Source organism: Luteimonas sp. A537 (assembly GCF_054052065.1).
Genome location: NZ_JBSVRH010000001.1, coordinates 527,344 through 552,124, shown reverse-complemented (window position 1 = coordinate 552,124; position 24,781 = coordinate 527,344). Strand labels below are relative to the sequence as shown.

The window sequence follows — 24,781 nt, the reverse complement described above, 5'->3', positions numbered from 1 at the left end:
GCCTCAGTCCAGCGCGCGCAGGGCGCGGTCGGCGGCCTCGAGCACGCGGTCCATGTGCGGGTCGAGGCCGATCCACATCGGCAGCCTGAAGATCCGCGCGGCGATGTCGTCGGTGACGTCGAGCCCGCCGTGTGGGCGGCCCATGCGCGCGCCCGCGGGCGACGAGTGCAGCGGCACGTAGTGGAACACCGACAGCACGCCGTCGGCGCGCAGCGCGTCCAGGACCCGGCCGCGCGCCGCGGTGTCGGGCGCCAGCAGGTAGTACATGTGCGCGTTGTGCTCGCAGTGCGCGGGCACCACGGGCCGGCGCACCCGCCCGGCGCGCTCGTGCCCATCGGCCCAGTCGTGGTAGCGGCGCCACAGGGCGAGGCGGCCATCGGTTAGCTCGCGGGCGTGGTCGAACTGGGCGGCCAGGAAGGCGGCGGTGACTTCGCCCGGAAGATAGGACGAACCGAGGTCGCACCACGTGTACCTGTCGACTTCGCCGCGGTGGAAGCGGCCGCGGTTGGTGCCCTTCTCGCGGATGATCTCGGCGCGCCCGGCCAGCGCCGGATCATTGACGAGGAGCGCGCCGCCCTCGCCGCACATCACGTTCTTGGTCTCGTGGAAGCTGAGGGTGCCGAGTGCGCCCAGGCTGCCCAGCGGCCGGCCGCGATAGCGCGACATCACCGCCTGCGCGGCATCCTCGACCACCAGCAGGCCATGGCGCGCGGCGATGTCGAGGATGGCATCCATCTCGCAGGCGACACCGGCGTAATGCACCACGCAGATCGCGCGCGTGCGCGGGGTGACCGCGGCTTCGACCAGGGTTTCGTCGAGGTTGAGCGTGTCATCGCGCACGTCGACGAAGACCGGCGTCGCGCCGCGGAGCGCGAAGGCGTTGGCGGTGGAAACGAAGGTGTAGGAGGGCATGATCACTTCGTCGCCGGGGCCGACATCGGCCAGCAGCGCGGACATCTCCAGCGCCGCGGTGCAGGAATGGGTCAGCAGCGCCCGGGCCGCGCCCGTCTCGCGCTCAAGCCAGGCGTGGCAGCGGCGGGTGAAGGCGCCATCGCCGGACAGGTGCCCGCTCGCGTGCGCCGCGGCGATGTTGGCGAGCTCGCCGCCGGTCATGCGCGGACGGTTGAAGGGGATCATCGAGGGCCTCCGCGGCGTGCGACCACCACCCGGCTGCCGCCGGCCGGGAAGCGCAGGCCGATGGCGTGCAGGGCATCCTCCACGCGCATGACGCACGCGAAGGCGGCATCCAGCGGGCGCGGCAGGGCGAGTTCGGCCAGTGCGTCGTGATCGGCGCCCGGGCGCTGCGGCCGCAGCCTGGACAGCGCCATCACCGGCAGCAGCAGCGCGGTGAGGCTGCTGCTCCACGCGGGTTCGAAGCCGGTCTCGCGCAGCTTGCCCTCGAGCTCCCCGCGGGCGTAGCGGCGCACGTGGTGCGCGTCGTCGTCCTGCCTGCTCCACAGCCAGGGGTGCTGCGGAACGCTGAGGACCACGATGCCGCCGGGCCGAAGCGCGCCGTGCAGGCTGCGCAGCGCAAGCACGTCGTCGTCGATGTGTTCGAGCACGTCGTAGGCGCCGATGGCGTCGAAGGCCGCGTCGAAGGGCAGGGCGCGGGCGTCCAGCCGCAGCAGCCCCGCACGGGGCACCCGCTGGCGCGCGAACTGCAGGCTGCCGGGAAGGTATTCGCTGCCGGTGACCTGCCACTCGGGGAAGCGCGCGGCCACCGCCGAGAGCACGAAGCCGGTGCCACAGCCCACCTCCAGGTAATCACGCACGCCGCCGCCGTGGCGGCCGAGCAGGCGCAGCAGCAGGCGGTTGCGGGCCCGGAACCAGAAGTTGCCCGCTTCCAGCGCGGCCAGCCTCGGGAAGTGCGCGGCGTCGAACCCACCGGCACGCGTGCTCATGCGGCCACGCACCAGGCCTGGGAGAAGGCGCAGGCGCGGCCGTGGTCGTCGTGCAGCCACGCGTTTGCACGGAGCATGCCGCCAAGCGACGGCCAGCCCGCGCGCACGGTGAGCACGTGGCCGCGTCCGGCGGCCAGGCCGGCCAGTCGCAGCGTCGACCGCGAGACCGGCACCAGCGGGACGCCCGCGGCCTGCGATGCGAGCGCGGCGAACTCCCCGTCGGGCAGCCGGCCATCCGCATCCCCCGCGGCCGCGCCCGGCGCGTGGCGCGTGGCCACGGGGCGCGCCGCGGCCGAGAGCATCGCGTTGACGTGCAGGGTGTCGAAGGCGGCATACAGGTGGAAGCCCTCGCGGCTCCAGACCTTCTGCACTGCGAAATTGTCGGCCTTGGTGGACATCCGCATTTCGCCGAAGCCAAGGTCCCGGTAGTGGGCCTGCGTATGGCGGATCAGGTCGGAGAACAGGCCGCCGCCCGCTTCGGAGGGCAGCACCCCGTAGATGCCGCCGTTCGCGATACCGGCCTGCCGGTCCGCCTGGCAGCTGGCGAACGCGATGGCGCGCCCTTGGCGGCGTGCGATCCAGGTGGTGGTGCCCGGGTCGCTGCGGTGGCGCAGCGCCCATTCGCGATAGCCGGCCAGCGCCAGCGAACGCGTGAACAGCGGATTGGCGAGGTAGTGGCTTGCATAGCCGCCGAAACTGCCTTCGACCAGCGCGCCCACGACCTCGTCGTCCCCGGCGGTAGCCAGTGAGATCGTGACGTCGCGATTCACCACCGGCCGCGCGGCGTAGCGGGCGAGGTCAAGCGTGTAATAGACCAGCACGCCGGCATCGATGACGTCGAAGCCCTGCGCGACCAGCGCGCGGACCGGGGCCGAGCTGCCCACCGGCAGGCGGTAGATGGCGACGTCGGCGGCGCTGTCGAGGAGGCCCGGCAGCGGGTCGCCGTCGAGCCGGGCGGCGCGCCAGACCTCGAGGCCGAAGCGCGCACTGTCGAGTGCGGAGCGCGCGAGAGTGGAGCGCTCAAGCATCGCCGGGTTCCGGCCCGTTGAGTTCGCGTTCCACCACGTAGGCGGGGCGGCGCTTTCCGTCCTTGAACACCTGGCCGACGTACATGCCCACCACGCCCACGCAGAACATCAGGATGCCGCACAGCAGCCAGATCGACGCGATGATGCTGGTGTAGCCGGCCACGCCGGTGCGGCCGCTGGCCCAGAGGTAGACGGCGGCCAGCACCACGCCGAACGCGAACAGCGACACCGACATGCCCGCCTTCACCACCAGGCGCAGGGGCTTTTCCGAATGCGAGAGCACCACGCCAAGGGCGAGACGCGCGGCCTTGCGCAGGCTGTAGGCACTGCGTCCGCGTGCGCGCGCGGCGTGGGTGACGGGGACCGATTCCGAAGGCAGGCCGGTCCAGCGCACCATCAGCGGGAAGCAGCGGTCGCTTTCGGGCATGGACAGCAGCAGCTCGATCACGCGGCGGGAGTACACGCCGAAATTGGCCACGCGGTGGTCCTGGGGGACGCCGGTCAGCCAGGCGAGGAATCGATAGAAGCACCATGAGCTGAAGCGCTTCCCGATCGCGTCGCGTCGCGCGCTGCGCTGCGCATGGACGATGTCCGTGCCGGCGCGCGCGCGCTCGAGCAGCGCGGGGATTTCCTCGGGCTGGTCCTGCAGGTCGCAGTCCATGACCACCACGTGTGCGCCGCGCGCATGCTCGAGGCCGGCGTAGATCGCAGCGTGCTGGCCGAAGTTGCGCGAGAGGCGCAGGCCGCGCACTTCGGGATGCAGGCGCGCGAGCTCATCGATGCGCTGCCAGGCATCATCCGGGCTGCCGTCGTCGACGAGCAGGATCTCGAGATGCTCCGATGCGGCAAGCGCGCGCTTGCTGCGTTCCACGAGTTCCTCCAGGCAGCCTGCGCAGCCGTAGACCGGTGACACGATGCTGAGCGTGGGCGGGAGGGTGGGTGCAGGCATGTCGCAATAGTGCCGCAACGCGGCAAGGTTGGACATGCCCGGGAAATGGCGCGTCGCTATACTCCCGGGCCGACAGGACGCTTGCCGCGGACACCATGGCGCCGAGTCCATCTTCCGTTTCCGGACCGAATCCGGCGCTGCGCGTGCTTCCATGGATGCTCGCGCTGGCGGCGCTGGCCAACGCATTCGCGTTCGCCGGCCGGATGGCGAATCCGCTGGTGTATTCGGACAACTGGACCTTCATCGACACCTTCCTGCGCGTGGCGCTGGACGAGGGCGCGGGCTTCGGCGACTTCCTGGTCAAGCGCGCCGGCGTCGACCACGCCCAGCCGCTCAACAAGCTGTTGATGCTGGCCAATGCGCGCTGGTTCGGCCTGGATTTCAGGCTCGAATCCTGGTTCGGCCTGGCCTGCGCGGCGACCGGCTGGCTGCTGCTGTGTGCGGTCGTGCTCGGGGACCGGCGCCGGGCCCGGGCGCAGGCCGTCGGCCCATGCGCGGCGGCCCTGCTGCTGGCCGCCATGGTTTCGGTGCAGGTATCGCCGGCCACGGCCGACGTCTACGTCTATCCCATGGTCACCATGGCGCACGCGTTCTACCTGCTGGGCTTCGCGACGCTCGCGGGCGCATGGCACGCATACCGCGGCAATGCCGCCTGGCCGATGGCGCTGGCAGCCGCGGCGGCGGGCATCGTCGGCGACGACTCGGCCGTGCTGCTTGTGGCCGCGGTCGCGCCGGCGCTCGTCCTCGCCGGCCTGCGCGAGGGACGCATGCGCGACGCGACGCGGGTGGTCGTGCTCCTGGCACTGGTGCTGCTGGCGTGCCGCGGCATCTACATGGCGTTCGGCGAGATCAGGGGCAGCACCCACCCCGACTTCAACGTCGGCTTCGCCGAGCGCGCGGCGGGCCTGGCCGGGCAGTGGCGCGACGCGTGGCGGTGGCTGGTGACCCCGCTGACTGCGGGCCTGGTGCCGGCGTCGACCCTGCGCGCGGCTTTCGGCGACGGCTGGGAGGCGACGCGCATCGCACTGGCTGCGCTGGTGGCCATCGCGCATGGCTGGTTCTGGCGGCGCGCGCTGTGCCTGCGTCCGGGGGCCACCTGGTTCGTCGCTGTGGCGTTGATGCTGCTGTTCTATGCCATGGTCGCCGGAATCCTCTACGGCCGGGTGTTCGTGCGCGGCGCGGACTTCCTGGAACAGGGGCGCTACGCGGTTTTCTACCAGCTCGGCATCGTGGCGCTGCTGCTGATGGCGCTGGCTCCCGGCGCCCAGCGCGGCGTGCGTGGCGGCGCGCTCGCCGGCGGCGTGGCGCTCGTGCTGCTGGCAAGCCAGGCCGTGTTCGCGGTCCATGCCTGGGACCGCTTGCCCGGATACCGCGCGGCCTACGTGGCGATGGCGCGCGACATGGCGGCGGTGGCGCGCGACCCGCGGACGCCGCCGCAGCCGTGCGCGATCGGCATCGACATCTGCGTTCGCCCGGAGGCGACGCGGATCGCACTGATGGCGATGTTGGTGGAGCATCGCCTGAACCTGTTCTCGCCGCGGTTCCGCGCGAGCCACCCGGACCTGGCCGAAGCCGCCGGCCCGCGCCAGGAGACGCCCGCGCGTTGAGGTCAGAGATTCTGGTAGTTCGGCCCCGAGCCGCCTTCCGGCGTCACCCAGGTGATGATCTCGTACGGATCCTTGATGTCGCAGGTCTTGCAGTGCACGCAGTTGGCGGCGTTGATCTGCAGCCGCTTGCCGGTCCCTGCGGGGCCGTCGGGGTCGTCGACGATCTCGTACACGCCGACCGGACAGAAGCGCGTGCAGGGGTTGCCGTATTCCTCGGTGCAGCGGGTCACGCAGACTTCGGTGTCGTGCACCAGCAAGTGCACGGGCTGGTCTTCGTCGTGCTCGGTGGCGGCGAAGTAGACGCCGGCCAGGCGGTCGCGCGGAGGCAGTTCGCGCTGTCCCCAGTCGCGTTCGGGCTGCACGCGCGTGCCGAGTTTGTCGAGCGATGACCAGTCCGGGGTGACCTTGAGCGTCCACGGCGTATGGCCGCCAACGGCGGTCTCCAGCGCGGCGTTGGCCAGTCCGAACCACAGCCCTTTCTTGAAGCCGGGCTTGATGTTGCGCACGGCGCGCAGCTCGCGCATGGCGTCGGAATCGCGCAGTTTGGCGTCATAACCTTCCGGCGCCAGCTCGCCTGCGGCCAGGTGTTCGGCGGCCAGCATGCCGCTGCGGATCGCCTGGTGGGTGCCCTTGATCTTGGGCACGTTGAGGAGCCCCGCGGTGTCGCCGATCAGCAATGCGCCGGGCATCTCCACCTTTGGCAACGACTGCCAGCCGCCGCTGACGATGGCGCGCGCGCCGGCGGAGAGGATGTTGCCGCCCTCGAGCAGCGGCTTCACCGTGGGATGGTTCTTCCACTGCTGGAAGGCTTCCCAGGGCTTGTAGTCGGGGTCGCGGTAGTCGAGGCCGCTGACGTAGCCCAGCGCGACCTGGTCGTTGTCGAGGTGGTAGAGGAAGCTGCCGCCGTAGGTGGCGTTGTCGGCCGGCCAGCCCAGTGAATGCACGATCCTGCCGGGTTGCGCACGGCCGGCAGGCAGCTGCCAGAGCTCCTTGATGCCGATCGAGTAGGCCTGGGGGTCGCTGTCGGCATCGAGCTTGAAGCGCTTCACCAGGCGCTTGGTCAGGTGTCCGCGCGCGCCCTCGGCGAGCACGGTGACTTTCGCGTGGATGTCGATGCCGGCGGTATAGCCCGGCTTCTGCGAGCCGTCGCGGGCGACGCCCATGTCGCCGATGCGCACGCCGATGACCTTGCCATCGTCGGCGTGCAGGGTCTGCGCGGCGGCAAAGCCCGGGTAGATTTCCACGCCCAGGGCTTCCGCCTGCGGAGCAAGCCATGCACACATGGCGCCCAGGCTGACGATGAAGTTGCCGTGGTTGCGCATGCCCGGGGGCACGATCGGGAACTTGCGGCCGCCATCCTTCGTCAGGTACCAGAGCTCGTCTTCGGCGGCGGGGATGCAGACCGGGGGCGGGTTGTCGCGCCAGCCGGGGAGCAGAGCGTCCAGCGGCTCGGGTTCGATCACCGCGCCCGACAGGATGTGGGCGCCGATGGTGCTCGACTTCTCGATCACGCAGACCGAGATGTCCGGGTTGACCTGCTTGAGCCGGATCGCGAACGCCAGGCCAGCAGGGCCGGCGCCGACGGTGACGACGTCGTACTCCATGACGTCGCGCTCGGGCTCGGGTACCTCGACGGTGGCATTGGGATCTGCTTGCGGATTCATGCGGGCGGCCCGTGTGGTGATGCACGGATTGTCGCGGCTGCGCGCGCAGGCGGCAAACGCGCCCTGTAGGAGCAGCTATAACTGCTCCTACTGTGGGAGCGTGTTTGCGTGGGCTTCGCCGGCTTCCAGCGTCCAGGCGGCGACGTCGCGGCCCAGGGCCTCCAGTGCGCGGGTGTAGGCCTCGGCGACGCTGGCCACGTCGGTGGCGGCGGCGGGTTCGGCGATGGTGAAGGTGCGGGTTGCGGCGATGCCCTGCGCGCGCGCATGCAGCAGCTTTGCGTGCAGTTCGATGGTGGCGCGGGGCACGGTGCCGCCGGCATAGTCGGCTTCGAAGCGGCGCAGGTCCAGCAGCAGCCGGTAGTCAGGCGCGATGCCGCTGCCGCGGCGGGCCACGCCGGGCGCGTGCCCGGAATCCTCCAGCGTGCGCAGGATCACTTGCTCGACCATGTCCGAGGGCGCACGCGCCCAGCTGGCGCCGCCGTAGACCTGGAGCTCGCCCGGCGTGGGCCGCACCGCGATGCGGAAGGTGTCGACGGTGCGCGCCGCCGTTGGCGGATTGATCGAAAGCTGCCAGTCCACGTGTGGCCACGACGGGTCGGCAGCGACCCGCGGGTCGGGCGCGAAGATCGCGCCGCGTTCGCGCTCGCCGCCGCCGAGGATGGAGCAGGCGCCCAGTGCCAGCGCTACCGCAATGAGGGCGCCACGGGCGAGGAGGGTGGTCGGCTTCATTCGGGTTCGAACTCCTTGGGTGCGTCGCGGCCAAGCAGGTAGCGCGTCGGGTTGGAATCGAAGCGGTCGCTGATCCGGCGCAGGTCGCGCACCAGCGAGCGCAGCTCGCCCAGCGTGGGCCCGAGCTGGGCCAGGCCGTCGTTGGCGAAGCTGTTGATGGCGTTGCGGTTCTCGCCCAGGATCGCGTCGGCGCTGCCGGCCGCGGAATCGACCCGTGCCAGCGTGGATTCCAGCTGCGCGACCATGCCCGGCAGCTTCTGGACCAGCTCGCGGTCGATCCCGGACATGGCGCGGTTGGAGGTCTCCACCGCCTCGATCAGCTTCTCGCTGGCCACGCGGGTGTTGGTGATCAGCGCGGCCAGGTCTTCGCGCTGGCCGGCGACCGCGCCGGTCATGCCTTCGATGTGCTCGAGCGTGTTGGCGATGCGCTCCACGTTCGCCTCGCTCAGCACCTGGTCCAGGCGCGCCACCAGGCGGTTGGCGGTGTCGGCGATGTTCTGCAGCGCCGAGGCCTCGGTCAGGATCACCGGGACGTCGTCCTTGTCCTGTGGCAGCAGCCGCGGTGCGTCCGGGCTGCCGCCGGTGAGCTGGATGAAGGGCGCGCTGGTGAGGCCGGCGATCGACATCTTGGCGCGTGTGTCGACCTTCACAGGGACGTCGGCATGGACCCGGATCCGCGCCACCACGCGGCGCGGATCCTGCGGCGCCAGCGAAAGCGAGTCCACCGTGCCGACCGCGATGCCGTTGTATTGCACCGTGCCGCCTTCGGTCAGGCCGGTGACCGGCTCATCGAACACGACGTGGTAGGCCTGCCAGTTGCGGTCGCTGGAATACTTCGCCGCCCACAGCCCGAACAGCAGCATGGCCACCGCCACCGCCAGGGTGAAGGCGCCGATGAGGATGTAGTTGGCCTTGGTTTCCATCGATCAGGGCTCCACGGCGGCGCGTTGGCCCGCCTCTCGTGCCGCGCGGCCGCGCGGGCCATTGAAGTATTCCTGCACCCAGGGGTGGTCGAGGCGCTGGATGTCCCCGATGGTGCCGGTGGCCACCACTTTCCTGTCGGCGATCACCGCCACGCGGTCGCAGATAGCGTACAGCGTGTCCAGATCGTGGGTGATGATGAACACCGTCAGCCCGAGCGCCTGGCGCAGGGTGAGGATGAGGTGGTCGAAGGCCGCGGCGCCGATCGGATCCAGGCCCGCGGTGGGTTCGTCCAGGAACAGCAGCGGCGGGTCCAGCGCCAGCGCGCGGGCCAGCCCGGCGCGCTTGCGCATGCCGCCGGAGAGCTGCGAGGGCAGCTTGTCGATCGCGTCCGCCGGCAGTCCAGAGAGCTTGACCTTGAGCAGGGCCAGCTCGCGGCGGAGGCCGTCCGGCAGCCCGGGATGGTGCTCTTTCAGCGGCACTTCGACGTTCTCGCCCACGCTCAGCGACGAGAACAGCGCGCCGTCCTGGAACAGCACGCCGGTGTTGCGCTCGATGTGCAGCCGGCTGGTGGCGTTGTCGGCGCGGGCATCCACGCCGAGGACTTCGATCGTGCCGGCGTTGGGCGTGCGCAGGCCGATGATCGAACGCATCAGCACCGATTTGCCGCTGCCCGAACCGCCGACCACGCCGATGATCTCGCCCTGGCGCACGTCCAGGTCAAGGCCGTCATGGACCACCTGCGCACCGAAGCGGTTGACCAGCCCGCGCACGCGGACGATGGCGTCGTCGGCGCTCACCAGCCCACCTGCATGTACCAGATCGCGGCCGCCGCATCGAGCAGGATCACCAGCGAGATCGTCTGCACCACGCTGGACGTGGTGCGTTCGCCCAGCGACTGTGCGGTGCCCTCCACCTGCAGGCCCTCGAGGCAGCCGATCAGTCCGATCACCAGCGCGAATACCGGCGCCTTCGACATGCCGACGAAGAAGTGCCGCAGTTCGATGGTGTCCTGCAGCCGCACGATGAAGGCCTGCGGCGGGATGCCGACCTCGAACGCGGCCACCGCCATGCCGCCCAGCAGGCCGGAGATCATGGCGATGAAGGTCAGCAGCGGCAGCATCACCAGCAGCGCCAGGATCCGCGGGATCACCAGCAGGTCGATGGGGTCCAGGCCGAGGGCCCGGATCGCATCGACCTCCTCGCGGCTGACCATGACCCCGATCTGCGCGGTGAACGCGCTGGCGGTGCGGCCAGCCAGGAGGATCGCGGTCAGCAGCACGCCGAACTCGCGCAGGAAGGCGAAGCCGACCAGTTCCACCACGAACATCGAGGCGCCGAAGTCGGCCAGGATGGTGGCGCCAAGGAAGGCGATCACCGCGCCGACCATGAACGACAGCAAGGCCACCAGCGGCATCGCATCCAGCCCCACCTGCTCCATGTGGTGCACGGTGGACGTGAGGCGCAGGCGCCGGGGCTGGCGCACGATGCGCCCGATCTTGGCCAGGCTTTCGCCGAAGAAGCTCACCAGCGCCACGATCTCGCGACCGTTGTGGTGCATGGTCTCGCCCAGGCGCGCGAGCGCGGCGGCGACGCCGTATTCGCGGCGCTTCCTCGGGCGGTCGTCGGCGACGTCCTCGATGGCGGCGACCAGGGCCAGGTGGTCCTCGCGGAATCCCAGTGCGTCGTCCGCCAGGCCGCGACGGTGCGCGAAGCGCAACAGCAGCAGCACGCCCATGGTGTCGAGGCGCTCGATGCCGGTGGCATCCACCGTCGCCGCGCCGTCGGGCGCGCCGCCCAGTACCGCCGACACCGCCTCGGCATTGTCGAGCGTCCAGCCTCCCGACAGGCGCAGGGCGTCGCCGTCAAGAGCGAGCGTCGGTGGGCTGGCGTTGGCGGCGGGCATCGGGTGGTGGCGTGGGCTGTCGGCGGAGGACTGCAGGCGAGGATACCGAACACGGAGCGCTGCGCGCGTGCCATCCTTTGCACATGTCGCGCCCGATCCCCCAGGAAGCCTACGCCCCCCGCATCGCCTTCATGGTCGAATTGGCCGAGCACCTTCATGCCTACGGCACCACGGGCCCGCGCCTGGAAGCGTCGCTGGAGATGGTGGCGGAGAAGCTCGGCCTGGAGTGCGAGCCATGGACCAACCCCACCGGCATGGTGCTGTCCTTCAGCGACCCGATGCGCCCGCCCGGCGACAGCGACACCACGCGCGTGATCCGGATGCCTCCGGGCGAAAACGACCTCGGCCGGCTCTGCGACGTCGACTCCATCGTCGAGGACGTGATTGCCGGCAACGTGGGCCTGGGCGAGGGGCACGCCGCGCTGCGCGCCCTGGACCGCCCGCTGACCGGGCGCCAGAACCTGATGCAGGTGCTTGGATTCGGCATGGTCGCCGCGGGCGTCGCCGGCCTGTTGCGCCTGCCGTGGCTGGATATCGCCACGACGGCGATGGTCGGCCTGGTCATCGGGCTGCTGCAGGTGGCTGCGCGCACGCGGCCGCGGCTGCGCGAAGCAGGCGATGCGGTCAGCGCGATGGTCGCCGCGTCGATCACCATCCTGGTGGCGGCCTACGTCGCGCCGCTCAACCTCAACACCGTGATCATTTCAGCGCTGATCGTGCTGATGCCGGGCCTGGCGCTGACCAACGCGGTCAACGAACTGACCAGCCAGCACCTGATGTCCGGCACTGCGCGCTTTTCCGGCGCGGTGGCGACGATGCTGATGCTCACCGTGGGCACGATGGTCGCGCTGGGCGCCGCCGCAATGGTCGGCATCGAGCCGCAGGTACGCGCCTGGCGGCCGCAGCCGGACTGGGTGGAATGGTGCGCGCTGGGGCTCGCCGCGTTCGCGTTCGCGGTGCTGTTCCGCGCCAAGACCCGCGACTACCTGCTGGTGGCCGCCGCCGCCGCCACCGGCTACCTGGTGTCGCGCTTTGCCGGGCAGGCCTGGGGCAGCGAGGTCGGGATCTTCATCTCGGCGCTGGTGATCACCGCCGCGGGCAACGGCTATGCGCGCTGGGCCGGGCGCCCGGGCGCGGTGGTGCGGGTGCCGGGCATCATCCTGATGGTGCCCGGTAGCTCCAGCGTGCGCACGCTGATCACCTCGGTGCAGCAGCAGGACCTGGTCGTCGGCCAGACCGCCGCGCTGGCGGTGGTCAATATCCTGCTGGCGATCGTGGCCGGGCTGATATTCGGCAACCTGCTGCTGCCGGCGCGGCGGAGCCTGTAACGCGACTTTCCCGCGGATCGCCCCCAACTGCTCCGGAGGGGCGGATGGGGGCAATCCCTCGGGAAACCCTTACTTCGCGATCAAGAAATCCTCGCGGGTCTTCCCCTGCGCGACCTGCTCGGCAAGCCAGCGCGGCTGCTTGCCGCGGCCGGTCCAGGTCTGCTCCGGCTGCGCCGGGTTGCGGTACTTCGGCGCGACCTTGATGCCGGTCTTGCGCGGCGCGCGGGTCGGCTTCGTTGCGCGCGTGCCGGTGGCGGCTGCGCCGGACGCCGTCCCGAACAGCTCCTCGATCGTGTAACCCTCGGCGGTCGCGAGAGCCTTCAGGCGCGCCCGCACGGTGGTGATCGGCTTGCGCTTCTTGAGCGTGGTCTTGCGCTTCTTCGCCTTGTTGATCAGCGAGTCGAGTTCCTTCGCCGAGAGGGTGTTCAGGTCGATTGCCATGCTGTCTCCGATTATCTTGCGGGGCGGTGCCGGGATGCGGCGAATCGATGATCATAATCGGCGCGTGGGCGCGCGGCCATTATTTCGCGTGGTCGTATCGATTATCGCGGCGTATACCCGGTGCCGGTCCGCGTCCCGGGAGGGCCGTGAAGCCTCAGGCTGCCAGGCGCGCCAGCAGCGCTTCGCGATCCAGGTTCTCCGATTCCGCCGAGCTGCGCGCACGGTATTCGAAGGTGCCGGCTTCCAGGCCGCGCGCTGAAACCACCACGCGGTGCGGGATCCCGACCAGCTCCATGTCGGCGAACATCGGGCCGGGACGCAGGCCGCGATCGTCCAGCACCACGTCGATGCCCTTCGCCGCGAGTTCGTCGTGCAGCGCGCTGGCGGCCGCGGCCACGGCCGGGTCGTTCTTCGGATTGATGATGCAGACCGCGACCGTCCACGGCGCCATCGCCTCGGGCCAGAGGATCCCGGCGTCGTCGTGGTTCTGTTCGATCGCCGCGGCGACGATGCGCGACACGCCGATGCCGTAGCAGCCCATCATCGGCACCGCCGCCTTGCCGCCGGCGTCGAGCACGGTGCAGCCCATGTCCCGGGCGTACCTGTCGCCGAGCTGGAAGATGTGGCCGACCTCGATGCCGCGCATGATGCGCAGGGTGCCGCCGTCCTCGGCGCGGTCGCCTTCGAGCACGCTGCGGATATCGGCGACAAGGTCCGGCTCCGGCATGTCGCGGCCCCAGTTCACGCCGGCGATGTGCAGGCCGGGGCGGTTTGCGCCGACCACGAAGTCGGCCATCGCGGCGACCTCGACGTCTGCGACCACGCGCACGGGCTTCGCCGGTGCCACCGGGCCCAGGAAGCCCGGCTCGCAGCCCAGGTGATCCAGGATCTCGGCTTCGGTCGCCATGCGGTAGTCGCCCAGGCCGGCGACCTTGGCCAGCTTGATCTCGTTGGCTTCGTGGTCGCCGCGCACCAGCGCCAGCACGAACTGGTCGCGGCCTTCGGCGTCGTGGCCCATCAGCGCGACCGATTTCACCGTGTGCGCAAGCGCGATGCCCATCAGCTCCGCCACCGCCTCGCAGGTCTTCTGCGTCGGGGTATCGATGTCGCGCATCGTCGCGGCCGCGGCCGGGCGCGGACCGGGTGCCGATGCGCGCGCGGTCTCGACGTTGGCGGCATAGCCGGCGGCGTCGTCGCGGCCGGTGTCGGACCAGGCGATCAGGTCCTCGCCGGAGTCGGCCAGCACGTGGAATTCCTGTGAGGCGTCGCCGCCGATCGCGCCGGTATCGGCCAGCACCGCGCGGAAGCGCAGCCCCAGGCGGGTGAAGATGCGGGTGTAGGCGGCGTGCATCTTCGCGTAGGACGCGGCCATGCCCTCGGCGTCGACGTCGAAGGAGTAGGCGTCCTTCATCAGGAACTCGCGCGCGCGCATCACCCCGAAGCGCGGCCGGATCTCGTCGCGGAACTTGGTCTGCATCTGGTAGAAGGTCACCGGCAGCTGCTTGTAGCTGGCCAGCTCCTGGCGCGCGAAGTCGGTGATGACTTCCTCGTGCGTGGGGCCGTAGGCGTACTCGGCGTCCTTGCGGTCGCGGATCTTCAGCAGCTGGCCGCCGAACTTCTCCCAGCGCCCGGTTTCCTCCCAGAGCTCGCGCGGCTGGATCGAGGGCATCAGCATCTCGATCGCGCCGGCGGCGTCCATTTCCTCGCGCACCACGGCCTCGACCCGGCGCAGCACGCGCAGGCCCAGCGGTGTCCAGGTATAGATGCCGGCGGCGAGCTTGCGGATCATCCCCGCCTTGAGCATCAGCTTGTGGCTGATGAGCTCGGCTTCGGCGGGCGTTTCCTTTTCAGTGTGGAGGTGGAACTGCGACAGGCGCATCGGCGGCTTCATCGGTCTGGTGGCGTGGCCGCTGATTGTGCCATGCAGCACGCGCGTCGCCGCCCCAGCCGTGCCCGTCGCCGCCGGGCCTACTGCCTGCGCCCGTCCACTTCGATGCCGTCACGGGGCTGGATGTCGACCTTCTCATAGCGCCGGCCTCGCGGCGGCGGCTCCTGGGTCACCTGCACCACGCCGGCGTCATCGGTCCAGCGATACAGCACCGGGCGCGCGTCCTCGTAATTGGCCGCCGCCGCCTGGTCGGCGCGCTCGCGACGCGCCTCCGCGGCCTCGGGCGCCTCGCGCGAGAACCACCAGGCCACCGCGATCCCGGCGGCGAGGCCGGCGACGATGGCCCAGCGGGTCTGCATGTCGGCGCGCGCCCGGAACGGTCAGGGCGTGCAGTACGCCTTGACCGCGGCCTGGGCCAGCTCAAGCTGGCTGGTGCGCTGGTCGGCGTCGAGCACGGTGTCGGGCGTGCCGTCGCCGTCGGTGTCCTGCATCACGTTGCCCTCGCCCTCGAGCGCGGCGATGTTGGCGCGCGCGGCGGTGCAGTTTGAATTCTCCGCCGCGGCAACCGGTTCGGACGACGTGGTCGGCGCAGCGGCGCCGGTCGAGGTGATCAGGCGGTGTTCGTAGCTGCCCTTGTCCGGTGGCGTCTGCGAGTAGTGGGTGACGCCGTTGGCGTCCTTCCACTGGAAGACCTCGCCGGCGGTCTGCTGGGCGAAGGCCGGGCTGGCGGCGATCACCAGGATGGCGCCGAGGACGATGCGGTGCATGTGGAACTCCTGCCTTGGAGGGCGATGACCCGCGATTGCAGCACCGGGGCGTCGGCGGCGCAAGCGGCGGAGCGCGGTTGTGTGACCGCGCGGCGCGCCGCGGCAGCGGCCGCGGCGGCGGTACACTTGCGGTCATGGACCCGAATCCCCAGCCGCCGCGCCGCGCCCGCGGTATCTACCTGCTGCCGAACCTGTTCACCACCGGCGGCCTGTTCGCGGGCTTCTTCGCGATCATCGCCGCGTCGCAGGGGCGGATCGAGGCGGCGTGCATCGCGATCTTCGTGTCCGCGATCCTCGACGGCCTCGACGGCCGCGTCGCGCGCCTGACCAATACCCAGAGCGACTTCGGCATGCAATACGACTCGCTGGCCGACCTGGTGAGCTTCGGCATGGCCCCGGCGCTGGTGATGTACCACTGGTCGCTGGTGGCGATGAAGCTCGACGGCAGCACCCTGGGCAAGGTCGGCTGGCTGGCGGCGTTTCTGTACGCGGCCTGCGCCGCATTGCGCCTGGCGCGCTTCAACAGCCAGGTGGGCACGGTCGACAAGCGCTGGTTCATCGGCCTGGCCAGCCCTGCCGCCGCCGGCATCGTGGCCAGCTCGGTGTGGACCATGCACAGCCTGGATCTGAGCGGTGAGTCGATGCGCTACGTCGCGCTGGCGATCACGGTGCTGAGCGGCCTGTTGATGGTCAGCATGTTCCGCTACACCAGCTTCAAGGGCAGCGGCAGCGGGCCGGGTGCCGACCGGGTGCCGTTTTTCTCCACGCTGTTGATCGTGGCGGCGCTGATCGCGCTGTGGATCGATCCGCCGAAAACGCTGCTCACGGTGCTCGGCATCTATGCGCTGTCGGGCCCGGTGACGTGGCTGTGGCGCCTGCGCGGCCGCCGCGGCGCGCGCGCGGAGTGAACGCGGTGGCCTGGGATCCCTGGCAACGCGACGTGCTGGAGGCGCTGGGCCACCAGGTCTACGCGCGTGCGCCGCGGGCGGAAGACCTGGTGCCCGATGCTCCGCTGGCCCATGCGCTGCTGCGCGCGGCCGGGCGCGGGCCCGACTCCGCCGGCGCCGCCGAGCTGCTGCGCAGCCTGCCGCCTCTGGCCGCGCTGCGTGCCGATCCTGCCGCCAAGCGCGCGCTGTGGCCGCGGCTGCGCGCCCTGCGACGCGGGGCCGTGCCGGGATGAGCGCGGTGGTGGTGGCCGACGCGGCGCAGCGTCCGGTCATGCGGCCGATGCGCATCGAAGACCTCGATGCGGTGATGGTGGTCGAGCTCCGTGCCTATCCGTACCCGTGGTCGATCGGCATCTTCCGCGACTGCCTGTTCGCGGGCTATCCGGCCTGGGTGCTGCTTGAAGGCGGCGCCTTCATAGGCCACGGCGTACTCAGCGTGGCCGCCGACGAGGCCCACGTGCTCAACATCTGCATCGACCCCGCGCGCCAGGGGCGCGGCCACGGCCGCTGGCTGCTGCGCGCGATGGTGGAGGCCGCGCGCGGGCGCGGCGCCTGCCGGGTGTTCCTGGAAGTGCGGCCGTCGAATCCGGCAGCCATCGCCCTGTACGAGGACGAAGGCTTCAACGAAATCGGCCGCCGCCCGCGTTATTACCCGGCCGACAAGGGCCGCGAAGATGCGATCGTGATGGCGATGGAGCTGTTGGACTTCACCGGGCTGTAGGAGCAGCTATAGCTGCGACCCCCGCGAATCGGTTGCCCTCACGGACCACGGCGAAAACCGGTCGCGGCTATAGCCGCTCCTACAGTGGCTGCCGCAGGTGGCCGGCGGCACCGGCGGCGGCAGCATCGGTCAGAGGCGCGCGCGCTGGGCGGCGAGGGCTTCGTGCTGGGCGGTCCAGTCGGCCAGGCGGGTGCGCTCCTGTTCGACCACGGCGGCGGGGGCGTTGGCGACGAAGGTTTCGCTGGCCAGCTTGCCTTTCGATTTCGCCAGCTCGCCGGCCACGCGCTTGATCTCTTTGTCCAGGCGCGCGCGCTCGGCGTCGAGGTCGACCAGGCCTTCCAGCGGCACGAACAGCTTCAGTTCGCCGACGAGCGCAGCGGCGGCCGGCGGCGGGTCGCCGCTGATCGACTCGATGCCTTCGATCCGGGTAAGGAAGCCAAGCTGCGAAGAGAATCGCGCGAGGCGGTCGGCGTCCGCGGTGCTGCCGCCCGACACCAGCAGGCGAACGGACTTGCCCGGCGACACGCCGAGTTCGCTGCGAATGCGGCGCAGCGCGGAGACCATGGCCTTGAGCCATTCGACGTCGGCGGCGGCGTCGGCATGGTCCTGGCCGGCGAAGTCGGCCGCCCGCGGATAGGCGCGCGTCATGATGCTGCCGCCTTCGATGCCCAGGCGCGGCGCGACCTGCTGCCACAGCTCCTCGGTGACGAAGGGCGTGAGCGGGTGCAGCAGGCTGAGCAGGCGCTCGAGCACGTGCAGCAGGGTGTGACGGGTGCTCGCGGCCGCCGCGGCATCGCTGCCGTTGAGCGCGGGCTTGGCCAGCTCGACGAACCAGTCGCAGTACTCGTGCCATGCGAACTCGTACAGGCACTGCGCAAGCAGGTCGAAGCGGTAGCTGGCGAAGTGGGACTCGGCCGCGGTGGCGACGGCGGCAAGGCGCGAGAGGATCCACTTCTCGGGAGCGGTCACGGGCTGCGGCGCGCCCGGGAGCAGGCCGGCGTCGCCGGTGTTCATCAGCACGAAGCGGGTGGCGTTCCAGAGCTTGTTGCAGAAATTCTTGTAGCCCTCGGCGCGGGCCAGATCGAACTTGATGTCGCGGCCGGGGCCGGCGAGCGCGGCCATGGTGAAGCGCAGCGCGTCGGCGCCGAAGGCGGAAATCCCCTCCGGGAACTCCTTGCGCGTGGCCCTGGCGATCTTGTCCGCCATCTTCGGCTGCATCAGCCCGGCGGTGCGCTTGGCCACCAGGTCGTCCACCGTGATGCCGTCGATGATGTCGATCGGGTCGAGGATGTTGCCCTTCGACTTCGACATCTTCTGGCCGTCCTTGTCGCGCACCAGGCCGGTCATGTAGACGTCGCGGAACGGCGCGCGCCCGGTCAGCTGGTCGGTCAGCATGACCATGCGCGCGACCCAGAAAAAGATGATGTCGAAGCCGGTGACCAGCACGCTCGACGGCACGAAGTCGTCGAAGCCGCGCTCGCGCATGGCGACGGCGTCCGGCCAGCCCATGGTGCTCATCGGCCAGATGCCGGACGAGAACCAGGTCTCGAGCACGTCGTCGTCCTGGCGCAGCGCCACGTCGGCGCCGAGGCCGCTGCGCGCGCGCGCGTCGGCTTCGTCGCGGCCGACGTGGGCGTTGCCGGCATCGTCGTACCAGGCCGGGATGCGGTGGCCCCACCAGAGCTGGCGGCTGATGCACCAGTCCTGGATGTTCTCCATCCAGTGGCGGTAGGTGTTGATCCAGTTCGGCGGCACGAAGCGGATGTCGGGTTCGGCACCGTCGCGGCCCTCGAAGCGCTCGAGCCCGCGCGCGGCCAGCGTGTCCATGCGCACGAACCACTGGTCGGTGAGGTAAGGCTCGATGGCCTGGCCGGTGCGGTCGCCGCGCGGCACCTGCAGTTTGTGCGGCTTCGTCTCGAGCAGCAGGCCGAGGGCTTCGAGGTCCTCGAGCACCGCCTTGCGCGCGAGGTAGCGGTCCATGCCGCGGTACTTCTCCGGCGCGTTGGCATTGACCGCGGCATCGGGCGTGAACAGGTTGATCATCGGCAGGCCATGGCGCTGGCCGACCGCGTAGTCGTTGAAGTCGTGCGCCGGCGTGACCTTGACCACGCCGGTTCCAAACGCGCGGTCAACGTAGGCGTCGGCGATCACGGGCACCTGGCGCCCGGTCAGCGGCAGGGTGACCGTCTTGCCGATGAGGCCCGCATAGCGCGCGTCATCCGGATGCACCATCACCGCGGTGTCGCCGAGCATGGTTTCCGGGCGCGTGGTGGCGACGACGAGGTAGTCGCGGCGTTCGCGCAGGGTTTCGTTGCCGTCGGCGTCGCGTTCGACGTGCTCGTAGCCGGCACCGTCGCCCAGCGGGTAGGCGATCGACCACAGGAAGCCGTCTTCCTCCTCGTTAAGCACTTCGAGGTCGGAGATCGCGGTCTTCAGCACCGGGTCCCAGTTGACCAGCCGCTGGCCGCGATAGATGAGCCCCTGCTCGTGCAGCTGCAGGAAGGCCTCGACCACGGCCGCCGACGGCGCCGGGTCCATCGTGAACACCTTGCGCGACCAGTCGCCCGACGTGCCCATCCGGCGCATCTGGCGCTCGATGGTGTCGCCGGACTGGCCCTTCCACTCCCACACCTTGTCGATGAAGGCCTCGCGCCCGAGCGAGTCGCGGGTGTCGCTGCTGCCGCTGGCGGCGAGGTTGCGCGACACCACCATCTCGGTGGCGATGCCGGCGTGGTCGCTGCCCATCTGCCACAGGGTGCGGAAGCCGCGCATGCGGTGGTAGCGGATGAGCGCGTCCTGCAGCGTGTGCTGGAACGCGTGCCCCATGTGCAGGGTGCCGGTGACGTTGGGCGGCGGCAGCAGGATCGAATACGCCGGGCCGTCGCCGGCGGGCGCGAACGCACCGCTGGACTCCCACTGCGCATAGAGGCGGGATTCGAAGGACTTGGGGTCGTAGCCGGTGGCGAGGGTCATCGGAGGGCTCTGTGTCGGGGCAGGGCGGGGGCGGGCCCCCGCGTCACATGTCGAATTTCTTCAGGTCGAAGCCGCGCGCCTTGTACTGGGTCCAGCGTGCACGCAGCGGGCCGCGCGCGGATTCGTCGGCCGGGACCACCTCGAGCACGCGCTCGAAGGCGCCCTCGACCGGCGCGTCACGCAGGTTGAGCACCAAGGGGCGCAGCGGCACGTCGGTCTCGGGTGGGACGATGAGTACGTCCGCTTCCTCCTCGTCGCCTTCCTCGTCGTCCTCGAAGCCGGCACCGGCGATCTGGTGCGGCACGTAGGCGTCGGGGTCGAACGACCACAGCAGGTCGTCGAGCTGCTCGGCCTGGGCCATGTCGCGGGCCAGCACCAGCATCGGCTGGCCGGCGGCCACCGCTTTCTTCGCCAGCTCGCAGACCAGCAGCAGGGGCTGGTCGCGGAAGCGGGGCTTGGCAATCAGGTAGAAGTCGGCGCGCATGTTCGGTCCCGGGTCAAAGGCCGGGCCGGGAGCGGCTTTTCGCGTGCGAAAGCCGGCCCCGGCCGCGGGCGTCCTACTTGGCGGCCTGGTCCAGCAGCCACTGCGACAGCAGGCCGACCGGACGGCCGGTGGCCAGCCCGTTCTTGCCGCTGTGGCTGGCACTGCCGGCGATGTCGAGGTGCGCCCAGCGCTGGCCCTCGGTGAAGCGCGACAGGAAGCAGCCCGCGGTCACCGCACCGGCCCAGCGGCCGCCGATGTTGTAGACGTCGGCGAAGCTGGAATCGAGCATGGTCTGGTACTCGTCCCACAGCGGCAGGCGCCAGGCGCGGTCGAACACCTCTTCGCCGGCCGCCAGCAGCTCCTGGCCCAGGTCGTCGTGCTTGGTCATCAGGCCGGTGGCGAAGCTGCCCAGGGCGACCATGCAGGCGCCGGTGAGCGTGGCCACGTCGACCAGGGCCTGCGGCTTGAACCGCTCGGCATAGGTCAGCGCGTCGCACAGGATCAGGCGGCCCTCGGCGTCGGTGTTGCCGATCTCGATGGTCTTGCCGGACATGCTGGTGACGATGTCGGAGGGGCGGTAGGAGTTGCCGTCGATCGCGTTCTCGACCGCAGGCACCACCACCACCAGGTTCACGGCCAGGTCCATGCCGGCCGCGGCCACGAACGTGCCCAGCACCGAACCGGCGCCGAGCATGTCGTACTTCATCTCCTCGATGCCGCCCTGGGTCTTCAGGTTCACGCCGCCGGTGTCGAAGGTGATGCCCTTGCCGACCAGCACGTAGGGCTGCGCATCGCCGCCGTTGTTCCACTTCAGCACGATCAGCTTGGGCGCGTTGGCCGAGCCGCGGGCGACCGCCAGCAGCGAGCCCATGCCGAGCTTTTCCATGTCCTCGCGCTCGAGGACCTCGCAGGAGGCCTTGTCGAACTTCGCGGCGAATTCCTGCGCCTGGCTGGCGAGGTAGGCCGGGTTGCAGATGTTCGGCGGCAGGTGGCCGAGCTCGCGCGTGAACTCGACACCCGCGGCGATCGCCTGGCCCTGGGCCAGCGCGGCAGCGTCATTGCCTGCGATGTCGAGGCGCTCGAGGCCCTTTTCGTCGCGCTTCTTGTTCTTCTCGCCCAGGGTCGCGGTGTAGCGATAGGCAGCATGGCCGGCGGCGATGGCGGCCTGGCGGATGGCCCAGGCGGCGTCGCGGCCGGAAACCTCGACCTCGGACAGGGTCAGCAGCGCCGAACGCACCGGACCGGTGCGGAGCGCGCGCACGGCGTCGGCCACGGCCTTCAGGTACTGCGGCACCGCGAACTTCGCCGATTCGCCCAGGCCCACAACCAGCACGCGCGGTGCAGCCACGCCGGGGACGTCGTGCAGCAGCGAGGTGCGGCCGGTGGCACCGCTGATGTCGCCGCGGGCGGCGAGGGCGGACAGGCGGCCGCCGCTGGCCTCGTCAAGGGTGCGGGCGGCGGGCGTCAGGGTCTTGTCGGCGTAGGCGCCGACCACGATGCAGTCGACGTCGGCCGTGGCCGGGGAGGCGCTGTTCAGGGCTAGTTTGAGGGTCATGGGGTCCTGTACTGGGGTTTGGCGTGAAGTGTTCCTTACAATCCGCAGTCCAGAATGCGGCGATGCGCCGCGGCGCCAGCATGCTGGCGCGGCCTGACGGTGTATGGACGAACCCCCGATTCTAATGCAAGGCCGCATACGGATGCCGAAGCTCGACACCTACCTGTTCCGCGAATTCGCCCAATCCACGTTCGCGGCCCTGGTGGTGCTGATGATCGTGAGCCTGGGCGGGGTGTTCGCCGAGGTCCTCGGCGACATCGCCCGCGGCCGCGTCCCGGCGGGGCTGATGCTGTCCCAGCTGGGCCTGCAGGTGCTCAACTACTTGCCGCTGATCCTGCCGCTGGGCCTGATGCTGGGCCTGCTGCTGGCCGTGGGCCGGCTGTACCGCGACTCGGAGATGCCGGTGCTGGTGGCCACCGGCGTCGGCCCGCGGCGGCTGCTGCGGCCGCTGATGATGCTGGTGCTGCCGGTGGTGGCCTTCATCGGCGCCTGTTCGCTGTGGCTGGGCCCCTGGGCCAACGACTACTCCCAGCGCATGGTCGCCGAGGGCAATCGCAACCTGCTGCTGGCCGGACTCGAGGCCGGGCGCTTCGTCGAGCTGCCCGGCGGCAGCGGCGTGGTCTACGTGGGTGCGATGTCCGGCGAGGGCTCGGCCCTGGGCCGGGTCTTCATCTACCGCCAGGACGAGGAGCGCATGGACGTCACCACCGCGCGCAACGGCCGGCTGGCCGTCGACGGCGCCGAGCGCTACCTGGACCTGGGCGAAGGCTTCCGCGTGGAGGGCCCGCTGGCCGAAGGCCTGGATTTCCGGATGATGCGCTACGCGCGCAACGAGATGCGCCTGCCCGATGCCGAAACCCGTCCCGCCGACGAGGATCCCGAGTACGACAGCACCCTGGCGCTGCTGGGCGACTCGCGCCCCGAGGCGCGCGCGCAGCTGCACTACCGCATCGCGCCGCCGCTGCTGGCACTGGCCTTCGCCCTGCTGGCGGTGCCGCTCGCGCGCAGCCCGCCGCGACAGGCCCGCTACGGGCGGATCGCACTCGGATTCCTGGCCTACGTGGTCGGCATCAACCTGATGCTGCTGGGCACCAAGTGGCTGGCCGACGGCAAGATCCCGCTGCAACTGGGACTGTGGTGGCTGGTGTTGCCGCTGCTGGCCGTCGGCACCTGGCTGTATTTCCGTGACGGCCACGTCGGCGTGCCGCGCCGCGCCCGTGGCGTGGGGACGGCGCGATGATGCCGTTCCCGAAGATCCACGACCTCCACGTGGCACGCGTGGTGGTGGTGACCGTGCTGCTGGTCTGGGCGGTGCTGGTCGGGCTGGACGCCGTGCTCGCGGCGGTCGACGAGATCGACAACATGGGCCAGGGCGAGTACGGCTTCGTCAGCGTGCTGACCTACGTCGTCTACAGCCTTCCGCGGCGTGCTTACACCATGTTCCCGACGGCCGCGGTGATCGGCACGCTGATGGGCCTGGGCCAGCTGGCGGCGTCGTCCGAGCTCACCGCGCTGCGCGCCTTGGGCGTGTCGCGGCGCCGGCTGAGCGTTTCGGTGGCGGTGCCGCTGGCCCTGCTGACCGGGGTGATGATGCTCAGCGGCGAGACCCTGGGGCCCGGCGCGCAGCGCAGCGCCGATGCCATGAAGGCCGCCGCGCGCTCCAGCGACATGATCGTGGCGCAGTACTCGGGGCTGTGGGCGCGCGAAGGCAACACCTTCCTCAACGCCCGCGACGGCCGCGAGCGCAGCGAGGGAGACGAGGCCTGGCTTGAGCTCAACGACGTGCGCCTGTTCGAATTCGACAACGACGGCCGGCTGGAGTCGGTCGCCCAGGTCGGCACGGCCGAACACCGCAGCGGCGGCTGGCTGCTGCGTGACGTGCGCCGGGTGACCTTCGAGGAGCGGTCGGTCACCGAGGTCCGCGTCGATGAGGAGCGCTGGGAATCGCAGCTTGATGCGGTGGCGCTCGCGGCCAGCGCGGGTGGTGCCTTCCGGCCGCGCTACATGTCCGCGCGCGACCTGGCCCAGGGCATCGAATACCGCCACCGCAACCGGCTGGACGCCAGCGAATTCGAGGAGCACTACTGGGGGCGCTGGTTCTACCCGGTCAACGTGCTTGCGCTGTGCCTGGCCGCGATGCCCTTTGCGTTCGGCTCACTGCGCAGCGGCGGGCTCGGGCGCAGATTGTTCATCGGCGTGGTGTTCGCGCTCATGTTCTGGATGCTGCAGAACCAGGTCGCCAAGCTGGCGGCGGTCTACGGCTTCGACTACCGGCTGGCTTATGCGATGCCGCCGCTGCTGATGCTGACGGTGTCCTGGCTGCTGTTCCGGCGGCGCAGCGGCTGACTCCGCGGTTGCGCGACAGGGCGCGCCCGTTGGAGAATCCGGCCCGACGCTGCGGGTGTCGGGCCCCGGCCCGCGGTGGGGACGTCTGCGTGGATGGGGCACCACACATGGAGAAGCAAGCAATGCATGACAGCATGCGAGTGATCGCCGCCGCGGCGATGATCGTGGGCGTCGGCCTGTTCGCGGCCGGGGACGCCGATGCCCGTCGCGGTTCGAAGGCCAAGGAAGCGCCGGCCTGGATGAATGCCGAGGGCGAAGTGACCGATTCGGCCGCGGTGGAGGCAGGCTATGGCGAAACCGTCACCGGTCTCGGTGACTGGGAAGGAGAAATCACCGGGAAGCCGGCGCCGGACACCAGGTTCACCCAGCTGGAGATCGGCATGCCGATGAAGCAGGTGACCGACATCATCGGCCAGCCGACCGATCAGGGCGTCTACATCACCGGCAAGGCGTTCATTCCGTTCTACTTCGGCTCCGACCGGCACCGCTACGAGATGGCCTACAAGGGCCAGGGCCGGCTGGTCTTTGCCGGCAAGGGCTGGGACAGCGGCGGTAACCTGATCTGGATCATCCACAACAAGGACGACTCCGGATACCGCGAGTAAGCGTACGCAGCACCGAGGTAT

At 70.4% G+C, this 24,781-nt stretch carries 23 protein-coding genes and 1 pseudogene; 8 read left to right on the top strand and 16 right to left on the bottom strand.

Annotated features, from left to right (window positions below; genetic code table 11):
- Window positions 1-3 precede the first annotated feature (3 nt).
- The 4 genes from rffA to ACW7GZ_RS02550 are packed head-to-tail and all read right to left on the bottom strand — an operon-like array spanning window position 4 to window position 3,878.
- Window positions 4-1,137 carry a dTDP-4-amino-4,6-dideoxygalactose transaminase gene (gene rffA, locus ACW7GZ_RS02565; RefSeq protein ID WP_457007626.1) on the bottom strand — a complete coding sequence of 378 codons (1,134 nt, stop codon included), beginning with the start codon at window positions 1,135-1,137 and terminating at the stop codon, window positions 4-6.
- The gene (locus ACW7GZ_RS02560) at window positions 1,134-1,901 is read right to left on the bottom strand and encodes a class I SAM-dependent methyltransferase (protein ID WP_457007624.1); all 768 of its coding nucleotides are present in this window, start codon (window positions 1,899-1,901) and stop codon (window positions 1,134-1,136) included. Before ACW7GZ_RS02560 ends, rffA begins: the two co-directional genes overlap by 4 nt.
- Window positions 1,898-2,929 carry an N-acetyltransferase family protein gene (locus tag ACW7GZ_RS02555; protein ID WP_457007622.1) on the bottom strand — a complete coding sequence of 344 codons (1,032 nt, stop codon included), beginning with the start codon at window positions 2,927-2,929 and terminating at the stop codon, window positions 1,898-1,900. Before ACW7GZ_RS02555 ends, ACW7GZ_RS02560 begins: the two co-directional genes overlap by 4 nt.
- Window positions 2,922-3,878: a glycosyltransferase family 2 protein gene (locus ACW7GZ_RS02550; protein ID WP_457007620.1), complete on the bottom strand. Its 957-nt coding sequence runs from the start codon at window positions 3,876-3,878 to the stop codon at window positions 2,922-2,924. The genes ACW7GZ_RS02555 and ACW7GZ_RS02550 overlap by 8 nt, the downstream gene beginning before the upstream one ends.
- 143 nt (window positions 3,879-4,021) lie before the next feature.
- Here ACW7GZ_RS02550 and ACW7GZ_RS02545 point away from each other — a divergent pair, with 143 nt between their 5' ends.
- Complete coding sequence (locus ACW7GZ_RS02545) at window positions 4,022-5,485, top strand: hypothetical protein (protein WP_457007618.1); 1,464 nt, start codon at window positions 4,022-4,024, stop codon at window positions 5,483-5,485.
- Between the two features lie 2 nt (window positions 5,486-5,487).
- Here the strand turns inward: ACW7GZ_RS02545 and ACW7GZ_RS02540 are convergent, their stop codons facing one another.
- The 5 genes from ACW7GZ_RS02540 to ACW7GZ_RS02520 all read right to left on the bottom strand — a co-directional run bounded on the left by ACW7GZ_RS02540 (window position 5,488) and on the right by ACW7GZ_RS02520 (window position 10,705).
- On the bottom strand, window positions 5,488-7,149 hold the full coding sequence (locus ACW7GZ_RS02540; protein WP_457007616.1) for a 4Fe-4S dicluster domain-containing protein: 1,662 nt from the start codon (window positions 7,147-7,149) through the stop codon (window positions 5,488-5,490).
- Between the two features lie 87 nt (window positions 7,150-7,236).
- Window positions 7,237-7,878 carry an ABC-type transport auxiliary lipoprotein family protein gene (locus tag ACW7GZ_RS02535; RefSeq protein WP_457001191.1) on the bottom strand — a complete coding sequence of 214 codons (642 nt, stop codon included), beginning with the start codon at window positions 7,876-7,878 and terminating at the stop codon, window positions 7,237-7,239.
- Window positions 7,875-8,801 carry an MlaD family protein gene (locus ACW7GZ_RS02530; protein ID WP_457001193.1) on the bottom strand — a complete coding sequence of 309 codons (927 nt, stop codon included), beginning with the start codon at window positions 8,799-8,801 and terminating at the stop codon, window positions 7,875-7,877. Before ACW7GZ_RS02530 ends, ACW7GZ_RS02535 begins: the two co-directional genes overlap by 4 nt.
- 3 nt (window positions 8,802-8,804) lie before the next feature.
- Entirely contained in the window at window positions 8,805-9,599 is a 795-nt protein-coding gene (locus tag ACW7GZ_RS02525) for an ABC transporter ATP-binding protein (RefSeq protein ID WP_457007614.1), read from the bottom strand.
- Window positions 9,596-10,705: an MlaE family ABC transporter permease gene (locus ACW7GZ_RS02520; protein WP_457001197.1), complete on the bottom strand. Its 1,110-nt coding sequence runs from the start codon at window positions 10,703-10,705 to the stop codon at window positions 9,596-9,598. Before ACW7GZ_RS02520 ends, ACW7GZ_RS02525 begins: the two co-directional genes overlap by 4 nt.
- 77 nt (window positions 10,706-10,782) lie before the next feature.
- Here ACW7GZ_RS02520 and ACW7GZ_RS02515 point away from each other — a divergent pair, with 77 nt between their 5' ends.
- The gene (locus ACW7GZ_RS02515; protein ID WP_457001199.1) at window positions 10,783-12,033 is read left to right on the top strand and encodes a threonine/serine ThrE exporter family protein; all 1,251 of its coding nucleotides are present in this window, start codon (window positions 10,783-10,785) and stop codon (window positions 12,031-12,033) included.
- 72 nt (window positions 12,034-12,105) lie between these two features.
- Here the strand turns inward: ACW7GZ_RS02515 and ACW7GZ_RS02510 are convergent.
- The 4 genes and pseudogenes from ACW7GZ_RS02510 to ACW7GZ_RS02495 form a co-directional block, all read right to left on the bottom strand.
- Window positions 12,106-12,474: pseudogene (locus ACW7GZ_RS02510) on the bottom strand (H-NS histone family protein); the annotation flags it as partial.
- A gap of 154 nt (window positions 12,475-12,628) precedes the next feature.
- Complete coding sequence (locus ACW7GZ_RS02505; RefSeq protein ID WP_457002802.1) at window positions 12,629-14,353, bottom strand: proline--tRNA ligase; 1,725 nt, start codon at window positions 14,351-14,353, stop codon at window positions 12,629-12,631.
- An 89-nt stretch (window positions 14,354-14,442) separates the two neighbouring features.
- Window positions 14,443-14,721 (bottom strand): DUF4124 domain-containing protein, encoded by a 279-nt coding sequence (locus tag ACW7GZ_RS02500; RefSeq protein ID WP_457001201.1) that lies wholly within the window; start codon window positions 14,719-14,721, stop codon window positions 14,443-14,445.
- 21 nt (window positions 14,722-14,742) lie between these two features.
- Window positions 14,743-15,129 (bottom strand): DUF4124 domain-containing protein, encoded by a 387-nt coding sequence (locus ACW7GZ_RS02495; protein ID WP_457001203.1) that lies wholly within the window; start codon window positions 15,127-15,129, stop codon window positions 14,743-14,745.
- Window positions 15,130-15,263: 134 nt separating this feature from the next.
- On the opposite strand from ACW7GZ_RS02495, the gene pssA reads away from it, so the two are divergent.
- From pssA to rimI, 3 genes are read left to right on the top strand one after another with little or no spacing between them, the layout of a single operon-like run.
- Window positions 15,264-16,037 (top strand): CDP-diacylglycerol--serine O-phosphatidyltransferase, encoded by a 774-nt coding sequence (gene pssA, locus ACW7GZ_RS02490; RefSeq protein ID WP_457001205.1) that lies wholly within the window; start codon window positions 15,264-15,266, stop codon window positions 16,035-16,037.
- A 5-nt stretch (window positions 16,038-16,042) separates the two neighbouring features.
- Entirely contained in the window at window positions 16,043-16,309 is a 267-nt protein-coding gene (locus ACW7GZ_RS02485) for a hypothetical protein (protein ID WP_457007612.1), read from the top strand.
- Window positions 16,306-16,797 (top strand): ribosomal protein S18-alanine N-acetyltransferase, encoded by a 492-nt coding sequence (rimI, locus tag ACW7GZ_RS02480; RefSeq protein ID WP_457001207.1) that lies wholly within the window; start codon window positions 16,306-16,308, stop codon window positions 16,795-16,797. The genes ACW7GZ_RS02485 and rimI overlap by 4 nt, the downstream gene beginning before the upstream one ends.
- Before the next feature lie 129 nt (window positions 16,798-16,926).
- Here the strand turns inward: rimI and ACW7GZ_RS02475 are convergent, their stop codons facing one another.
- From ACW7GZ_RS02475 to ACW7GZ_RS02465, 3 genes are all read right to left on the bottom strand, one after another.
- Complete coding sequence (locus tag ACW7GZ_RS02475; RefSeq protein ID WP_457007610.1) at window positions 16,927-19,770, bottom strand: valine--tRNA ligase; 2,844 nt, start codon at window positions 19,768-19,770, stop codon at window positions 16,927-16,929.
- 43 nt (window positions 19,771-19,813) lie between these two features.
- The gene (locus tag ACW7GZ_RS02470; RefSeq protein ID WP_457007608.1) at window positions 19,814-20,254 is read right to left on the bottom strand and encodes a DNA polymerase III subunit chi; all 441 of its coding nucleotides are present in this window, start codon (window positions 20,252-20,254) and stop codon (window positions 19,814-19,816) included.
- 73 nt (window positions 20,255-20,327) lie between these two features.
- Complete coding sequence (locus ACW7GZ_RS02465; RefSeq protein ID WP_457007606.1) at window positions 20,328-21,809, bottom strand: leucyl aminopeptidase; 1,482 nt, start codon at window positions 21,807-21,809, stop codon at window positions 20,328-20,330.
- A 142-nt stretch (window positions 21,810-21,951) separates the two neighbouring features.
- On the opposite strand from ACW7GZ_RS02465, the gene lptF reads away from it, so the two are divergent.
- The 3 genes from lptF to ACW7GZ_RS02450 all read left to right on the top strand — a co-directional run bounded on the left by lptF (window position 21,952) and on the right by ACW7GZ_RS02450 (window position 24,760).
- Complete coding sequence (gene lptF, locus ACW7GZ_RS02460; protein WP_457007604.1) at window positions 21,952-23,049, top strand: LPS export ABC transporter permease LptF; 1,098 nt, start codon at window positions 21,952-21,954, stop codon at window positions 23,047-23,049.
- Window positions 23,046-24,155: an LPS export ABC transporter permease LptG gene (lptG, locus tag ACW7GZ_RS02455; protein ID WP_457001216.1), complete on the top strand. Its 1,110-nt coding sequence runs from the start codon at window positions 23,046-23,048 to the stop codon at window positions 24,153-24,155. The genes lptF and lptG overlap by 4 nt, the downstream gene beginning before the upstream one ends.
- Before the next feature lie 176 nt (window positions 24,156-24,331).
- Window positions 24,332-24,760 carry a hypothetical protein gene (locus ACW7GZ_RS02450; RefSeq protein WP_457002804.1) on the top strand — a complete coding sequence of 143 codons (429 nt, stop codon included), beginning with the start codon at window positions 24,332-24,334 and terminating at the stop codon, window positions 24,758-24,760.
- Window positions 24,761-24,781: the final 21 nt, after the last annotated feature.

What these genes read in the sequence shown, in the direction of transcription:
- ACW7GZ_RS02540 (WP_457007616.1), bottom strand. Translation starts at nt 7,149, where the DNA reads ATGAATCCGCAAGCAGATCCCAATGCCACCGTCGAGGTACCCGAGCCC.
- rffA (WP_457007626.1), bottom strand. Translation starts at nt 1,137, where the DNA reads ATGATCCCCTTCAACCGTCCGCGCATGACCGGCGGCGAGCTCGCCAAC.
- ACW7GZ_RS02505 (WP_457002802.1), bottom strand. Translation starts at nt 14,353, where the DNA reads ATGCGCCTGTCGCAGTTCCACCTCCACACTGAAAAGGAAACGCCCGCC.
- ACW7GZ_RS02495 (WP_457001203.1), bottom strand. Translation starts at nt 15,129, where the DNA reads ATGCACCGCATCGTCCTCGGCGCCATCCTGGTGATCGCCGCCAGCCCG.
- ACW7GZ_RS02530 (WP_457001193.1), bottom strand. Translation starts at nt 8,801, where the DNA reads ATGGAAACCAAGGCCAACTACATCCTCATCGGCGCCTTCACCCTGGCG.
- pssA (WP_457001205.1), top strand. Translation starts at nt 15,264, where the DNA reads ATGGACCCGAATCCCCAGCCGCCGCGCCGCGCCCGCGGTATCTACCTG.
- ACW7GZ_RS02560 (WP_457007624.1), bottom strand. Translation starts at nt 1,901, where the DNA reads ATGAGCACGCGTGCCGGTGGGTTCGACGCCGCGCACTTCCCGAGGCTG.
- rimI (WP_457001207.1), top strand. Translation starts at nt 16,306, where the DNA reads ATGAGCGCGGTGGTGGTGGCCGACGCGGCGCAGCGTCCGGTCATGCGG.
- ACW7GZ_RS02465 (WP_457007606.1), bottom strand. Translation starts at nt 21,809, where the DNA reads ATGACCCTCAAACTAGCCCTGAACAGCGCCTCCCCGGCCACGGCCGAC.
- ACW7GZ_RS02500 (WP_457001201.1), bottom strand. Translation starts at nt 14,721, where the DNA reads ATGCAGACCCGCTGGGCCATCGTCGCCGGCCTCGCCGCCGGGATCGCG.
- ACW7GZ_RS02550 (WP_457007620.1), bottom strand. Translation starts at nt 3,878, where the DNA reads ATGCCTGCACCCACCCTCCCGCCCACGCTCAGCATCGTGTCACCGGTC.
- ACW7GZ_RS02535 (WP_457001191.1), bottom strand. Translation starts at nt 7,878, where the DNA reads ATGAAGCCGACCACCCTCCTCGCCCGTGGCGCCCTCATTGCGGTAGCG.
- ACW7GZ_RS02520 (WP_457001197.1), bottom strand. Translation starts at nt 10,705, where the DNA reads ATGCCCGCCGCCAACGCCAGCCCACCGACGCTCGCTCTTGACGGCGAC.
- ACW7GZ_RS02470 (WP_457007608.1), bottom strand. Translation starts at nt 20,254, where the DNA reads ATGCGCGCCGACTTCTACCTGATTGCCAAGCCCCGCTTCCGCGACCAG.
- ACW7GZ_RS02555 (WP_457007622.1), bottom strand. Translation starts at nt 2,929, where the DNA reads ATGCTTGAGCGCTCCACTCTCGCGCGCTCCGCACTCGACAGTGCGCGC.
- ACW7GZ_RS02475 (WP_457007610.1), bottom strand. Translation starts at nt 19,770, where the DNA reads ATGACCCTCGCCACCGGCTACGACCCCAAGTCCTTCGAATCCCGCCTC.
- lptG (WP_457001216.1), top strand. Translation starts at nt 23,046, where the DNA reads ATGATGCCGTTCCCGAAGATCCACGACCTCCACGTGGCACGCGTGGTG.
- lptF (WP_457007604.1), top strand. Translation starts at nt 21,952, where the DNA reads ATGCCGAAGCTCGACACCTACCTGTTCCGCGAATTCGCCCAATCCACG.